Source organism: Methylosinus sp. LW3, assembly GCF_000527115.1.
Classification (GTDB): Bacteria; Pseudomonadota; Alphaproteobacteria; order Rhizobiales; family Beijerinckiaceae; genus Methylosinus.
The window spans coordinates 2,670,111-2,684,374 of the sequence record NZ_AZUO01000001.1 but is presented as its reverse complement, the minus strand read 5'-3'; the positions used below and the strand labels follow the sequence as shown (position 1 = coordinate 2,684,374).

At 65.5% G+C, this 14,264-nt stretch carries 13 protein-coding genes; all 13 read right to left on the bottom strand.

Going from position 1 to position 14,264, the window contains the following annotated elements:
- Positions 1-32 precede the first annotated feature (32 nt).
- A complete protein-coding gene (locus METLW3_RS0113495) occupies positions 33-1,439 on the bottom strand; it encodes a mannose-1-phosphate guanylyltransferase/mannose-6-phosphate isomerase (RefSeq protein WP_024880420.1) in 1,407 nt (468 codons plus the stop codon).
- 194 nt (positions 1,440-1,633) lie between these two features.
- Positions 1,634-1,834, bottom strand: a complete 201-nt coding sequence (locus tag METLW3_RS0113490) for a DUF1289 domain-containing protein (RefSeq protein ID WP_024880419.1) — start codon at positions 1,832-1,834, stop codon at positions 1,634-1,636.
- A complete protein-coding gene (gene gyrB / locus METLW3_RS0113485; RefSeq protein WP_024880418.1) occupies positions 1,834-4,263 on the bottom strand; it encodes a DNA topoisomerase (ATP-hydrolyzing) subunit B in 2,430 nt (809 codons plus the stop codon). The genes METLW3_RS0113490 and gyrB overlap by 1 nt, the downstream gene beginning before the upstream one ends.
- Before the next feature lie 329 nt (positions 4,264-4,592).
- On the bottom strand, positions 4,593-5,456 hold the full coding sequence (locus METLW3_RS28245) for a DUF3592 domain-containing protein (RefSeq protein ID WP_157516565.1): 864 nt from the start codon (positions 5,454-5,456) through the stop codon (positions 4,593-4,595).
- 214 nt (positions 5,457-5,670) lie between these two features.
- Positions 5,671-6,924 carry a gephyrin-like molybdotransferase Glp gene (glp, locus tag METLW3_RS0113475; protein ID WP_024880416.1) on the bottom strand — a complete coding sequence of 418 codons (1,254 nt, stop codon included), beginning with the start codon at positions 6,922-6,924 and terminating at the stop codon, positions 5,671-5,673.
- Positions 6,917-7,405 (bottom strand): cyclic pyranopterin monophosphate synthase MoaC, encoded by a 489-nt coding sequence (gene moaC / locus METLW3_RS25580; protein ID WP_026598935.1) that lies wholly within the window; start codon positions 7,403-7,405, stop codon positions 6,917-6,919. Before moaC ends, glp begins: the two co-directional genes overlap by 8 nt.
- A complete protein-coding gene (gene trpC, locus METLW3_RS25575) occupies positions 7,406-8,230 on the bottom strand; it encodes an indole-3-glycerol phosphate synthase TrpC (RefSeq protein WP_036308914.1) in 825 nt (274 codons plus the stop codon).
- Between the two features lie 116 nt (positions 8,231-8,346).
- A complete protein-coding gene (trpD, locus tag METLW3_RS0113460; RefSeq protein WP_024880415.1) occupies positions 8,347-9,360 on the bottom strand; it encodes an anthranilate phosphoribosyltransferase in 1,014 nt (337 codons plus the stop codon).
- Between the two features lie 88 nt (positions 9,361-9,448).
- A complete protein-coding gene (locus METLW3_RS0113455) occupies positions 9,449-10,060 on the bottom strand; it encodes an aminodeoxychorismate/anthranilate synthase component II (protein ID WP_024880414.1) in 612 nt (203 codons plus the stop codon).
- Between the two features lie 121 nt (positions 10,061-10,181).
- Positions 10,182-11,273 carry a site-2 protease family protein gene (locus METLW3_RS0113450; RefSeq protein WP_024880413.1) on the bottom strand — a complete coding sequence of 364 codons (1,092 nt, stop codon included), beginning with the start codon at positions 11,271-11,273 and terminating at the stop codon, positions 10,182-10,184.
- Between the two features lie 163 nt (positions 11,274-11,436).
- Complete coding sequence (locus METLW3_RS0113445) at positions 11,437-11,949, bottom strand: MarR family transcriptional regulator (protein ID WP_018266040.1); 513 nt, start codon at positions 11,947-11,949, stop codon at positions 11,437-11,439.
- A 207-nt stretch (positions 11,950-12,156) separates the two neighbouring features.
- Positions 12,157-12,720, bottom strand: coding sequence for a DUF6163 family protein (locus tag METLW3_RS0113440; RefSeq protein ID WP_024880412.1), 564 nt, complete (start codon positions 12,718-12,720; stop codon positions 12,157-12,159).
- A 23-nt stretch (positions 12,721-12,743) separates the two neighbouring features.
- Positions 12,744-14,261: an anthranilate synthase component I gene (gene trpE / locus METLW3_RS0113435; protein ID WP_024880411.1), complete on the bottom strand. Its 1,518-nt coding sequence runs from the start codon at positions 14,259-14,261 to the stop codon at positions 12,744-12,746.
- Positions 14,262-14,264: the final 3 nt, after the last annotated feature.

Below are 14,264 nucleotides of genomic sequence, written 5' to 3'. Positions count from 1 at the left end.
TATCATCGGCCGAGCGGCCGTCTATAGACGATCTAGGCGCGGCTATACAAATCGGCGAGGCGCACGATATCGTCCTCGCCGAGGTATGAGCCGGTCTGCACCTCGATGATCTCGAGGTCGATCTTGCCCGGATTGCTCAGGCGATGAATGCAGCCGATCGGCAGATAGACCGACTCGTTCTCATGCACGAGCAGCGTCTCCTCGTCGCGGCCGACCTCCGCCGTGCCCTTGACGACGATCCAATGCTCGGCGCGGTGAAAATGCTTCTGCAGCGACAGGCGCGCGCCCGGCTTCACCACAATGCGCTTCACCTGATGCCGATCGCCGGAATCGACCGACTGGTAGAAGCCCCAGGGGCGGAAGATGCGCTTGTGCTCGCCCGCCTCGCGGCGGTTCTCGCGCTTCAGCTGATCGACGAGCTGCTTGACATTGTCGCCATGCTCGTGACCCAGCACCAGCACCGCATCCGGCGTCGTCACCACAATGACATCGTCGACGCCGACGACGGTCGTCAGCGTCTCGTCCGAGCGCACATGCACATTGCGCGAATCGCGCACGACGCCATTGCCGCGCACCGAATTGCCCTGTTCGTCGCGCTCGGTCAGCTCCCACACGGCGCGCCAATTGCCGACGTCCGACCAGCCGATGTCGGCCTCGATCACCGCGGCCTTGCGCGTCTTCTCCATCACGGCGTAATCGATGGAGGTCTTGGGCGCGCGGGCGAAAGATTCGGCGTCCAGCACCAGAAAATCGAGATCGCTGCGGCCTGCGTCGATCGCCTTCTCCGCCGCATCGGCGATCGCCGGCTCGAATTGCGCGATCTCCGCCTGCATCACATCGGCGCGGAAGATGAAATTGCCGCTGTTCCACAAATAGCCGGCGTCGATATAGCGCTGCGCGGTCTCGCGATCGGGCTTCTCGACGAAGGCCTCGAGGTTGAAAACGTCGCCGGCGATGCGCTCGCCGGGGCGAATATAGCCATAGCCCGTGGCCGGATTGTCGGGCTTGACGCCGAGCGTGACGATATAGCCGTCCGTGGCGGCGGCCGCCGCCTTCTTGCACAGAGCGACGAGGCCTTTGGGGTCGCGCACCACATGATCGGCGGCGAGCACGACGACGATGGTCTGCGGCGAGCGGCGCGCGGCGACGCCGGCGGCGACGGCGACCGCGGCGGCCGAATCACGCCGGGTGGGCTCGAGGACGACATCGGCCGAGGCGCCGATGGCGCGCAGCTGATCGGTGACGAGGAAGCGATAATCGGCGTTGGAGATGATGACGGGCTTGTCGAACGCCTCGTCCGACAGCGTCTGAATGGTCGTCTGGAAGGTCGACAGCTCGCCGACGAGCGGAATGAATTGTTTCGGGAGCGTCTCCCGCGATTCGGGCCATACGCGCGTGCCTGCCCCGCCGCACATTATGACCGGCAGAATTTTCGTCATGTCTCGCCTTTCGGTCGAGGGATGAATTGGCGGCGGCAGGTCGCGAGAGGGAAGAAGTTTTCTGGAATACAATCAAAAAGATCGAGCGCTTTTTCGCGCAGGTCCCGTTCCTGCGGCCGTCCGCCGGCGATTGGATCAGCTATAGGCTGAACGCTCCGCCCTTGGCAAGTGGGCGCCCCGGCCCCGTCGGCGCTTCATGACCGCTTCGGCTGCGACGAGGCGTGCTCTTTCTGCAGGCGCGCGCGTCGCGCCGGCAGGGCGGCGAGAATGCGCTCGCGCTCCGCCTCGGAAGCGTCGCGCCAGCCGGCGATCTCGGCCATCGTCCGCGCGCAGCCGATGCAAAAGCCGGTCGGCTGGTCGATCTTGCAGATTTTGACGCAGGGCGTTTCGGCCATCACACGTCCAAATTCGCGACGTTCAGCGCATTCTCCTGGATGAACTCACGGCGCGGCTCGACGATGTCGCCCATCAGCTTCACGAAAATATCCTCGGCCTCCGCCGCCTCTTTCACCTTCACCTGCAAGAGCGAGCGCACCTCGCGGTCGAGCGTCGTCTCCCACAATTGCTCGGCGTTCATCTCGCCGAGGCCTTTGTAGCGCTGAATGGTGAGGCCCTTGCGGCCCTGCGCCGCCATTGCGTCATAGAGCGCCAGAGGGCCGGAGAGCGCGGTCTCGTCGCTGCGCCGCGCCAGCGCCGCCGGGCCGGCAAAAATTTCGCGCAGGCTCTCGGCGCGCTCCTGCAGCTTGCGCGCCTCGCTCGAGGCGAGCAGCGCCGCATCCAGCGTCACCGCTTGCGCGACGCCGCGCAAAGTGCGGTGGAAGACATAGCCGCCCTCGCGCAATTCGCCGGTCCAGCCGCGCTCGGTCTCCTCCGCTATGGCGTTGAGGCGCTCGGCGACCTCGGTCGCTTTCGCTTCGTCGGGCGGCGATTGCAGCGCATTCGCCATCGTCGCCTGCTCCACCACATTGCGGTCGTAGCGCGAATGCAGGCTGCTCATGATGGTGCGGAACGAACGCGCATCCTCGAGCGCGGCGCGCAAATCCTTGCCGGCGCGCTCCTCGCCATTGCCGCAGCGGAGCACGGCGCCGTCGAGCAGCGAGTCGATGAGATAATCCTCGAGCGCGCGCTCGTCCTTCAAATATTGCGTCGATTTGCCCTTCGTCACCTTGTAGAGCGGCGCCTGCGCGATGAACACATGGCCGCGATCGATCAGCTGGGGCATCTGCCGATAGAAGAAGGTGAGGATCAGCGTGCGAATATGGGCGCCGTCGACGTCGGCGTCGGTCATGATGATGATCTTGTGATAGCGCAGCTTGTCGGCGTTGAACTCGTCGCGGCCTATGCCGGTGCCGAGCGCGGTTATCAGCGTGCCGATCTGCTCGGACGACAGCATTTTGTCGAAGCGCGCGCGCTCCACATTGAGAATCTTGCCGCGTAGCGGCAGCACGGCCTGAAACTCACGATTGCGGCCCTGCTTGGCCGTGCCGCCGGCGGAATCGCCCTCGACGATGAAGAGCTCGGCCTTCGCCGGATCGCGCTCCTGACAATCGGCGAGCTTGCCGGGAAGGTTGGCGACATCGAGCGCGCCCTTGCGCCGCGTCAGCTCGCGCGCCTTGCGCGCCGCCTCGCGCGCGGCGGCGGCCTCGCAGACTTTGGAGACGACGCTCTTCGCCTCCTGCGGATGCTCCTCCAGCCATTGGTCGAGCAGCTCATTGACGACATTCTCGACCGCCGGACGCACCTCGGACGAGACCAGCTTGTCCTTCGTCTGCGAGGAGAATTTCGGGTCCGGCACCTTCACGGAGACGACGCAGGTGAGGCCCTCGCGGCAATCGTCGCCGGTCAGATCGACCTTCTCGCGCTTGGTGAGGCCGGAGCGCTCGGAATAGCCGGTGATCTGCCGCGTCAGCGCGGCGCGAAAGCCCGCCAGATGCGTGCCGCCGTCGCGCTGCGGGATGTTGTTGGTGAAGGCCAGAATATTCTCGTGATAGGAATCGTTCCACCACAGCGCGACTTCGACATTGATGTGCTCGCGCTGGCCGTGGATGAGGATCGGCGCGCCGATCAGCGCCGATTTGGCGCGATCGAGATAGCGCACGAAAGCCTCGAGCCCGCCCTCATAATAGAGGTCCTCGCGCTTTTGCTCCGCATGGCGCGCGTCGGTGAGCACGATATGCACGCCCGAGTTCAGAAAGGCGAGCTCGCGCAGGCGATGCTCTATGGTCGCATAATCGAACTCGACGACCGTCTTGAATGTCTCGAGCGACGGCAGGAAGGTGACTTCCGTTCCGCGCTTGGGCTTGCCGCCCTCGATCGGCGCGGCGCCGACCACGGCGAGCGGCGCGACGGAATCGCCATTGGCGAATTCCATGAAATGCTCGCGCCCTTCCTGCCAGACGCGCAGCTTCAGCCACACGGACAGCGCATTGACGACCGAGACGCCGACGCCGTGCAGGCCGCCCGAGACCTTGTAGGAGTTCTGGTCGAATTTACCGCCGGCGTGCAGCTGGGTCATGATGACCTCTGCCGCGGAGACGCCTTCCTCCTTGTGAATGCCGGTCGGAACGCCGCGGCCATTGTCGGTGACGGTGCAGGAGCCGTCGGCGTTCAGCGTCACGGTGACGAGAGTCGCATGGCCGGCGAGCGCTTCGTCGATGGCGTTGTCGACGACCTCATAGACCATGTGATGCAGGCCGGTGCCGTCATCGGTGTCGCCGATATACATGCCCGGGCGCTTGCGGACGGCGTCGAGGCCGCGCAGGACCTTGATGGAATCCGCGCCATATTCGGGCGGCGTGGCGGCTCCGTCTTCGGTGTCGGTCATGCGGGTTTGGGCTCCTCGGGCAGGGCTCGATTCGAGAATGTTGTTTTTACCGCGAAAGGCAGTGGAAAAGCGAAGAAAATCCGAAGGGCGGCGCCGGCGGCGGGATATCGCGTCCGGCGGGCGATTCCCATACGGTCGCGTCCCGGCCGCGCTCGCGGTGGGCGCGATGTCGACACATTGCGATAAGGGGGAATGGGTGGCGATGTTCCGCTCATGTTCCGGTTTTTCGGGGCGCGCTGACCTCGGCGCGTCCGATTTTTGCCGCAAGGCTGGCCGCGCGCGCCCGATCGACGAATGCGAGCCCGAGGCTCGCAATCGAACAAGACATTTTAGATCAGCGTCGCGATGCCATATCCCCGCACATACAACTGGCTGCGGCTGTGATCGAGGGGGTCGACCAGTGCGACAGGTTGGTCTGTCGCCGAGCGAACATAATCTTCCAGCTCAGACGCTGTGCGGGAGCCGATCCTATATTTCGTTACCGGATGATTGGGGCCGTCGTCTCGCAGGCGATAATCGAAAATAATCCAGTAAGAGCCATTGAATGACCGCCGTCGAATGTTTGTAACGATTGCAGGAACCGCTTCGCCGTTTCTCAGTAGCCGCGCCTCTCGCGAATATTGACGTCGCCACAGCCAGACAGTCGCGCCGTAAACGGCAAGAGCGCCGATGGCTATCGGAAGGGTAAATTCGAAAGAACGATAGAAGACGAAAATTTTTTCCATTCCCGGATAACGAATAGCCGAGCGCTCGGGCTTTTGCGGGTCGTAGATGATTTCGACGAGCGATCCAGTGGACAATTGATCAAAATAATTCCGACCGACATCATCCCAACCTTGGACGATTTTGCCCGACGCGATCTGAAACTCATAAGACAGCGAATGTAATGCCTGACGTCGCTTGGTGTGATCTAAAACTCCTATCACATGCCCTTCGGCCGAAAGGCCGCGTGTTTGCAGAAGATATGTTTGCCACTTCGTATACGCAGTGGTCCCGGGCATTCCGATCGCTACTCCGAAGCAGATCAACATCTGCATACGAAGCATAGCGACATAAAACGGGCTCTTTTTCACCGCCCGTGGGATTGGCTGCGCTAACTCGACCGGAGGTCTCCAATCGGCTCCCAAAAGAAATTTCTCGCAATTGCTGCTGACGATGGCGATTGGATTGTAGCAGGAAAATCGGCCTGCCATCCACCGACTATCGCCTGCGCGATATCCGTGCCGAGTGAATGACAGTAAAAGACTGGGCTGTAGATGCCCCTTCACATAGCGGCCGACTCTCCCTCATGCTGAGGAGCCCACGAAGCGGGCGTCTCGAAGCACGCGGAGCCATTCGGTTCCGCCTTCTCGAGCCCCTCGCGCTTCGAGACGGCGCCTGCGGCGCCTCCTCAGCATGAGGGGGATTTTAGGTCCGTGCGTCCCAAGAGACGAACGCCCCCGGCAACCTCAAAATCCGGCACGCGCCGCCAGCCGCCACAGCGCCATCGCCCGCCTCGCGGATGAGCAGCGCCTGCGAGCGCGCCAGCTCGGTCAGCAGCGAGGAATCCTGCAAGGCCTGCGGCGTGGCGACGAGCCGCCCCTGGGCGTCGCGCGTCAGCGTCGCGCGCATATAGTCGCGCCTTCCCTTATTGGGCTTCAGCGGCGCGCCGGCGACGGCGGCCTCCGTCTCGTCCGCCCCCGCTCGCGGATCGCCTTGCAGCGCGCGAACGAGCGGGCCGAGGAAGACCAGCGCGCAGACGAAAGCCGCGACCGGATTGCCCGGCAGGCCCAGAATGCGCGCTTCGCCCAGCGTTCCATGGATCAGCGGCTTGCCCGGCCGCATGGCGATGCGCCAAAAATCGAGCGCCATGCCCTGGCGGGCGAGGGCCGGCCGCAGCAGATCGTGATCGCCGACCGAGGCGCCGCCCAGCGTCACCACAATATCGGCCTTGGCCGCGCGCGCCTGCTCCAGGCCTTTTTCCAGCTCGGCGATGTCGTCGCGGAAAATGCCGAGATCGATCACCTCGGCGCCAGCGGCTTCGGCGATGGCCGCCACCGCATAGCCGTTGCAGGCGATGATTTGCGCCGGGCCGGGCTCGGCGCCGGGCGGAACCAGCTCGTCGCCCGAGGCGATCAGCGCCACGCGCGGGCGTCGCGCGACGGGAAGCAGCGGATGATTGATGGCGGCGGCGAGCGCCAGCTCGCTGGGGCCGATGCGCGTTCCGGCGAAGAGGGCGGGATCGCCCTCGCGAAAATCGAGCCCGCGCTCGCGAATATGCCGGCCGGGCGGGGGCGGGGAGGCGGCGCCGACGCCGGAGGCGTCGATCGTGGCGTCCTCCTGCAGGAGGATCGTATCCGCGCCCTCGGGAACCGGCGCGCCGGTGAAGATGCGCACGGTCTCGCCGGCGCCGAGGGCCAAGTGATAGCCATGGCCCGCGGCGCTCTCGCCGACGAGCTTCAGACGCGCGCCGGGCGCTGAAAGATCGGCGGCGCGCAGCGCATAGCCGTCCATGGCGGAGACCGCGACCGGCGGCTGCGTGCGGCGCGAGACGAGATCCTTCGCCAAAGTGCGGCCGAGGGCTTTGAAGAGCGGAACATCCTCCTCGCCCGAGAGCCGCGTCACGCCGGCGAGCACGCGGGCGAGGGCCTCGTCCACGGACAGCAATTTGTCGTCAGCCATTTTTGTCCATTTCGTCGCGGCGCCATTCGCCAGAGCGTCCGCCGCGCTTCTCGACCAGCTCGATTCCCTCGATGCGCATGCCGCGATCGACGGCCTTCAGCATGTCGTAGATCGTCAATAAAGCGACGCCGACCGCGGTCAGCGCCTCCATTTCCACGCCGGTCTTGCCCGTGACCGAAACTTCCGCCGTCGCGCGCACGCCGGGAAGGCTGGCGTCCGGCTCGAGATCGACCGCGATCTTGGTGACGGGCAGGGGATGGCAGAGCGGGATCAGCTCATGCGTCTTCTTGGCCGCCATAATGCCGGCGACGCGCGCGACGCCGAACACGTCGCCCTTCTTCGCCTGACCCTCGACCGCGAGAGCGAGCGTCGCGGCGTCCATCACGATCTGTCCGCGGGCGATGGCGACGCGCTTCGTCTCCGCCTTGTCGGAGACGTCGACGATATGCGCTTCGCCCTTGTTCGAGAGATGCGTCAGCATCTATGCGCGCGCCCGCCTGTGATCGCCCTTGACCGAGCCATGCAGCAGCTCGCGCGTCGCTGTCGTCACATCGTCCTTGCGAATGAGGCTCTCGCCGACGAGGAATGTGAAGACGCCGGCCTTCTCGAGCCGCAGACAATCCTCATGGCTCGTTATGCCGCTCTCCGCGACGATGATCCTGTCCTTGGGAATGCGCTCGACGAGCCGCTCTGTCGTCTCCAGCGTGACGTCGAACGTATGCAGATTGCGATTGTTCACGCCGATGAGCCGCGTCTCCAGCGCCAGCGCGCGATCCAGCTCTTCCTCATTATGCACTTCGACGAGAACATCCATGCGCAGATCATGCGCAGTGGTGTTGAGGCGCGCGGCCTCCTCATCGGAGACGGCGGCCATGATGATCAAAATGCAATCGGCGCCATGGGCGCGCGCCTCGAACACCTGATAGGGATCGTAGAGGAAATCCTTGCGAATCGCCGGCAGATTTACCGCCTTGCGCGCGGCCTCGAGATCCTCGAGCTTGCCCTGGAAGGAGGGGCCGTCGGTCAGCACCGAGAGGCAGGCGGCGCCGCCGGCCTCATAGGCGCGCGCCAGCGCCGGCGGATCGAAATCATGGCGCAGCACGCCTTTGGACGGGCTCGCCTTCTTGATTTCCGCGATCAGCGCGATGCGCCCTTCCGCGAGCTTGGCCTCGATCGCATGGACGAAGCCGCGCGGAGGATCGTGGTCGCGCACATTGCGCTCGAGCGTCGCCAGCGGCATGCGCACCTTGGCCTCGTTGATCTCGGTCCGCTTATAGGCTTCGATCTTGCTCAGAATGTCGGTCATGCCGCTTTTGATCCTTCGCGCCTTTCGAAAGGTTTTCTACCACGAAGACAGGAGGGACACGAAGCATTTCCCGCCAGCGCGGCCGCGCGGCAGGCTTTTCGGGCGGCGCGGCGCCTTCACGCATTGGAGACGCGAATGAGCGCCTCGAGCTTCGCCTGCGCGGCGCCGCTGTCCAGCGCCCCAGCAGCGAGATTTGCACCTTCGCGAAGATCGGCCGCCGCCCCGGCCACCGTCAGCGCCGCCGCGGCGTTGAGCACGGCGATATCGCGATAGGCGTCGCGCGCCCCCGCCAGCACGGCCCGCAGCGCGCGGGCGTTATGGGCGGGATCGCCGCCGACGAGCGCCTGCGGCTCCGCCCGCGCCAAGCCTGCTTCCTCCGGCGTCACCGCGAAGCTTCGGACGGCGCCGTCCTCGAGCGCGACGACATGAGAGGGCGCGGTCGTCGTCAATTCGTCGAGCCCGTCCTCGCCATGGACGAGCCAGACGCGCTTGGAGCCGAGCTCCGCCAAGACGCGCGCCAGCGGCTCGAGCAGCGCGCGCGAGGAGACGCCGAGCAGCTGCTTTTCCACCCGCGCCGGATTGCACAACGGGCCGAGCAGGTTGAAAATCGTGCGCAGGCCGAGTTCCCCGCGGACTGGCGCGGCATGGCGCATGGCGCGGTGATGCGTCGCCGCCGCCATGAAGCAAATACCTGTTTCCGCGAGGCAAATTGCGGCATGCTCGGGCGTGACGCCGACCTTGACGCCGAGTTCCGCCAGAACATCGCTGGCGCCGGAGCGCGAGGAGGCGGCCCTTCCGCCATGCTTGGCGACGCGCACGCCGCAGCCGGCGACAATGATCGCCGCGAGCGTCGAGACATTATAGGTGCCGGCGCCGTCGCCGCCGGTCCCGACAATGTCGATCGCATCTTCCGCGCCCGCGACCGGCGCCATCGCCGCGCGCATGGCCTCCGCCGCGCCGATGATTTCGTCCACCGTCTCGCCGCGCTGGCGCAGGCCCATCAGAAAGGCGCCGAGCTGCGCCGGCGTCGCGCCGCCTTCGAGCACGGTCGAGATCGCCGCGCGCGCCTCCTGGCGGGAGAGCGTCGCGCCGGCGGCGAGGGCGGCGAGATAGGGCTTGAGGTCGGTCACGGCCGAAGATCTCGGTTGAAGGATGCGAGCCTGAAGGCTCGCGGTCCAAGGCGGGCTCTGGACCGCGAGCCTTCAGGCTCGCAGCGATTCACGCGACTTTGGCGGGGCGTCGCGTCGCGTTCCACTCCTGCGCGAGATCGAGGAAATTGCGCAAAATCTTGTGCCCATGCTCCGAGGTGATGCTCTCGGGATGGAATTGCACGCCATGCACGGGCGCGCTCTCATGCGAGAGGCCCATGATGAGCCCATCCGGCGTCTCGGCGGTGACGCGCAGGCAGGAGGGCAAAGTCTCGCGCGCGACGATCAGCGAGTGATAGCGCGTCGCCTGGAACGGCCCCTCTATGCCGCGGAAGATCGTCTCGCCCTTGTGGAGGATCGTCGCCATCTTGCCGTGCACCGGTAGAGGCGCGCGGATCACATCGCCGCCGAAGGACAGGCCGATGGACTGATGGCCGAGGCAGACGCCGAAGATCGGAATTTTCGCCCAGGCCGCCGCGATGAGATCGAGGCAGATGCCCGCCTCCTTGGGCGTGCAGGGGCCGGGCGAGAGCACGATGGCCTCCGGGCCGGCGGCGAGCACTTCGGCGACCGAGACCGCATCGTTTCGCTTGACCGTCACCTCGGCCCCGAGCGAGCCGAAATAATGCACGAGGTTGAAGGTGAAGCTGTCGTAATTGTCGATGAGCGTGACTTTTGTCATTCGCGCTTGGGTCCGGTTCTCGGCGGCGTGGGCTTGCTCTCCCACCGCGGCTCGATTTTTTCGGCTCTTCGGCCGCTCAAGTCAATTCATTCGCGCCCGCTCGGCTGGGGAGCCGGCTCCTCTAGCCGCGCCGGCCCAGCCGCCAGTCCGGCCGCAGATTGGCGATCAGCATGATCTCGCCGATGCTCTGGCGCGTCAGCAGGCCGACCAGCGCGCCATCGGCGCCCAGCACGCCCATGGCCGAGGCGCCGGCGAATTTTTCGATCGTCTCGTCGAGCGGCGCGGCCGCGCTCACGGTGGGGGCGTCGCGCTGCACATGGGGGGCGATCGGCGCGCTGCGGTCGTCGGCCTTCAGCGCCTCGATTATGTCCGAGCGGTCGAGCAGACCCATGAAGCGGCCGTCCGCCGCGACCACCGGAAACTGATCCTGCGAGGTGGCGAGCAGAGTCTCGACCGCCTCGCCGAGGTCGGCACCCCAGGCAATAGCGGCGATGCGGGTCTCCATCGCGTCGGCGACGGTGAGGCCGCGCGCGGCCTCACTCGCGACGGTCATCTGCGCCTCGCCGCTGGCGGCGATGTAGACGAAAATGGCGATGAAGACGAGCATGGGGTTGCCGAACAGCCCCAAAAAGCCCAGCGCGAAGGCGAAGCCCTGGCCGATGGAGACGGCGATGCGCGTCGCCTTTCCGCGCGGCAGCCACATTGCGAGCGCCGCGCGCAGCACGCGGCCGCCGTCCATGGGGAAGGCCGGGATCATGTTGAACAGCGCCAGAAACAGATTTGCGGCGGCGAGACGCGCGAGGACATTGAGATGCGGATCGTCGAGCTGCGTCAGCGTCTCCGGCTGGAAGGCGCCGAGCGCAACGAATAGGACCGTGGCGATGACGATGTTCACCGCAGGCCCCGCGAGCGCGACGAGCAATTCCTGAGAGGGTTTTTCCGGCATATGGTCGAGATTGGCGACGCCGCCGATCGGCAGCAGCGTGACCTCGGTCGAGAGAATGCCGAAGCGCCGCGCCATCAGAATATGACCGAACTCATGCAGCACGACGCAGGCGAAAATGAGCGTGATGAAGATCACGCTGTCGCGCGCTGCTTGCACGCCGCCGCTGCGATAGGCGGAAAAGCCGATCCAGGCGAGCAGCAGCAGAAAAGTGATGTGAATGCGGACGGCCGTGCCCTTGAACGAGCCGAGCGTGAGCGACCAGCGCATGGAAGAGGCCTCGCTATCGACGTGACGTCCGCGACGGTTCCTCATAGCAGAAATCCGCGACATTCGGCCAGGAATCCGCGATATGCGGCCAAGAAAAAGGGCGATCGACGCGTGAAGCGAAGATCGCCCGAGTGGAGCGGAGAAAGTCTAGGAGGAGGAAGCGTCAGAGGCGATAGCGAATCTGATCCGTCCAGAAGCGCTCGAGGCGCGTCAGGGCGGTGTTGACGGTGCGGAACTCGGCGGTGGAAACGCCGCCGATCTGCTCCACCGTGGTCGCATGCTTCTCGTAGAGGGCTGCGACGATATCATGAACCTCCTTGCCCTTGGGCGTGAGGCTGATGCGCACGGAGCGACGATCGACGCGCGAGCGGGCGTGGTGGAGATAGCCCATCTCGACGAGCTTCTTGACATTGTAGGAGACGTTGGAGCCGAGATAATAGCCGCGCGTGCGCAGCTCGCTCGCGGTGAGCTCCTTGTCGCCGATATTGTAGAGCAGGAGCGCCTGCACGGAATTGACGTCGCCGCGATTGCGGCGGTCGAACTCGTCTTTGATGACATCGAGCAGCCGGCGGTGCAGACGCTCCACCAGAGTGAGGGATTCGAGATAGATCGGACGAATTTCGTTGATCTTCTCCGAGCGGACCTGCGCCGCCTCGGTCTTCGACGCCGTATTCATGAACAAGCTCCGTCTCGTCTTTTGCGCCGGATATTCGAAAGTCCGGTCCGTGTCTCGATGGACCAGAACCTATCCGCCGCGAATGAAGACCGCTTTAAACAACAGCCTGAATCCGTCGTTTACTTCCACTACCGTCGATGCGGTAAATGGGTGGTGAATCAAATCGTTAGAATTGTATTAGCCGTGTCGCGGCGTGGGCCGCGCGCCTCACCGGCCGAGCCGGGCGAGAAGCGCGCGCGCCTGCCGTTGCAGGCGGCTGAAGCGGCCGTCGACGGCCTCGGCCTCGGGACCGCGCCGCCGGCGGCGCTTCTCGCGCAGGCGCTGGGCCTCATAATCGCGGCCGGCCTCGAAGGTGAGGAAGAAATAGAGGCCGATGAGCGCGAGATCGAGGGCGATGAGCCAATAGCCGCCGGCGAAAAACCCCGGCACGCTCAAGGTCACGAAGATTTGCGCGCCGGCGATGAGCAGCCACAGCACGCCGCCCCAGGGCGTCGCCAGCCAGAGGCCGACGCCGGCGACGAGATCGAGCACGGCGAAGAACACGACGGCGATCGCGGCGTTGGTCGGCGTCTCGTCGAATATGGGCTTGCTCGCGGTGAGCACGATGACCCATTGCATCACGCCTTGGAGCAGCCAGAACAGCGCCATGACGCGCATGAACAGCGTGAGCATATGGCCCCAGCGCGCCGATTGGCCGGCCGCGCCCGCGTCGCCGAGGCGGATCGGCCGGTGAGGGTCGTCCGCCTCCTCATAGAGCGTATGCTCGGTCACGCGCCGCCTCTTTCGCTCCGGCTCTACTGCCCGCGCCGCGCGCGCGTTGCGAAGCGCACGGCTTCCTCGGCGGCGCGGAACAGCGCCTTGGATTTGTTCACCGTCTCGCGATGCTCGTAATCGGGATCGCTGTCATAGACGACGCCGGCGCCCGCCTGCACATGCATCTTTCCGTCTTTCACGATCGCCGTGCGCAGCACGATGCAAGTGTCCATCTGCCCGCCGGCGCCGAAATAGCCGATGCAGCCGCCATAAATGCCGCGCTTGTCCGTCTCCAATTCGTCGATGATCTCCATGGCGCGCACCTTGGGCGCGCCGGAGACCGTGCCGGCCGGAAAGCCGGCGGCGAGCGCGTCTATGCAGTCGCGCGCGGGATCGAGCGCGCCTTCCACATTGGAGACGATATGCATCACATGGCTGTAGCGCTCGATGGTGAAGCTGTCCGTCACCCGCACGCTTCCCGTCGCGGCGACGCGGCCGACGTCATTGCGTCCGAGATCGAGCAGCATCAAATGCTCGGCGCGCTCTTTCTCATCGGCGAGAAGCTCGGCGGCGAGGCGCTCGTCCTCCGCCTTCACGGCGCTGCGCCAGCGCGTGCCGGCGATGGGGCGGATCGTCACCTTGCCCTCGGCGACGCGCACCAGAATCTCCGGCGATGAGCAGACGATCTGGAAGTCGCCGAAATTGAGAAAGCACAGAAAGGGCGCCGGATTGACGCGGCGCAGCGCGCGATAGAGCGCGAAGGCCGGCAGAGCGAAAGGCGCGGTGAAGCGCTGCGACAGCACGACCTGAAAGATGTCGCCGGCGCGAATGTAATCCTTGGCGCGCTCGACCATTTCCAGGAAACGCTCGGGCGCCGTGTTGGAGACCGGCTCCTCGGCGAGAAGATGCGGATCGGCCTCCGCCTCGCGCTGCTCGAGCGGCGCCTCCAAGGTCGCGACCACCAAATCGAGCCGCGCGAGCGCCGCCTCATAGGCGGCCTGGGCGGAAACGCCGGCCGCCGGGCGGGCGGGCGTCACCACGATGATCTCGTCGCGCACATTGTCGAAGACGACCATGGCGGTCGGCCGCAGCAAGATCGCGTCGGGCACGCCGATCTTATCGTCCTTGGCCGGGGCGAGGCGCTCCATCAGCCGCACAGTGTCATAGCCGAGATAGCCGAACACGCCCGCCGCCATGGGCGGCAGATGCGCGACCTCGTCGATCTCGGATTCGGCGAGCAGCTCGCGTAGCGCATCGAGCGGCGGTTTCGCGCAGGGCTCGAAAGCATTCGCGTCACGCAGCGCGCGGCGATTGATCTCGGCCTTCTCGCCATGGATGCGGAACACGACGTCTGGATCGAGCCCGATCATCGAGTAGCGGCCGCGCGCGGCGCCGCCCTCCACCGATTCGAGCAGGAAGACATTGGCCGTCCGCGCGCGCGTCAGCTTCAGATAGGCCGCGACCGGCGTCTCCAGATCGGCGACGAGCCGCGTCGCCACCAGCGACGCGCGGCCGGTCTCATGGGCGGCGGCGAATTCGTCGAACGAAGGTTCGGACAATGC

Bases quoted from the DNA above. Each gene is read 5' to 3' on its own strand.
- METLW3_RS0113495 (WP_024880420.1), bottom strand. From the start codon at position 1,439: ATGACGAAAATTCTGCCGGTCATAATGTGCGGCGGGGCAGGCACGCGC.
- METLW3_RS0113490 (WP_024880419.1), bottom strand. From the start codon at position 1,834: ATGGCCGAAACGCCCTGCGTCAAAATCTGCAAGATCGACCAGCCGACC.
- gyrB (WP_024880418.1), bottom strand. From the start codon at position 4,263: ATGACCGACACCGAAGACGGAGCCGCCACGCCGCCCGAATATGGCGCG.
- METLW3_RS28245 (WP_157516565.1), bottom strand. From the start codon at position 5,456: ATGGCAGGCCGATTTTCCTGCTACAATCCAATCGCCATCGTCAGCAGC.
- glp (WP_024880416.1), bottom strand. From the start codon at position 6,924: ATGGCTGACGACAAATTGCTGTCCGTGGACGAGGCCCTCGCCCGCGTG.
- moaC (WP_026598935.1), bottom strand. From the start codon at position 7,405: ATGCTGACGCATCTCTCGAACAAGGGCGAAGCGCATATCGTCGACGTC.
- trpC (WP_036308914.1), bottom strand. From the start codon at position 8,230: ATGACCGACATTCTGAGCAAGATCGAAGCCTATAAGCGGACCGAGATC.
- METLW3_RS0113455 (WP_024880414.1), bottom strand. From the start codon at position 10,060: ATGACAAAAGTCACGCTCATCGACAATTACGACAGCTTCACCTTCAAC.
- METLW3_RS0113450 (WP_024880413.1), bottom strand. From the start codon at position 11,273: ATGCGCTGGTCGCTCACGCTCGGCTCGTTCAAGGGCACGGCCGTCCGC.
- METLW3_RS0113445 (WP_018266040.1), bottom strand. From the start codon at position 11,949: ATGAATACGGCGTCGAAGACCGAGGCGGCGCAGGTCCGCTCGGAGAAG.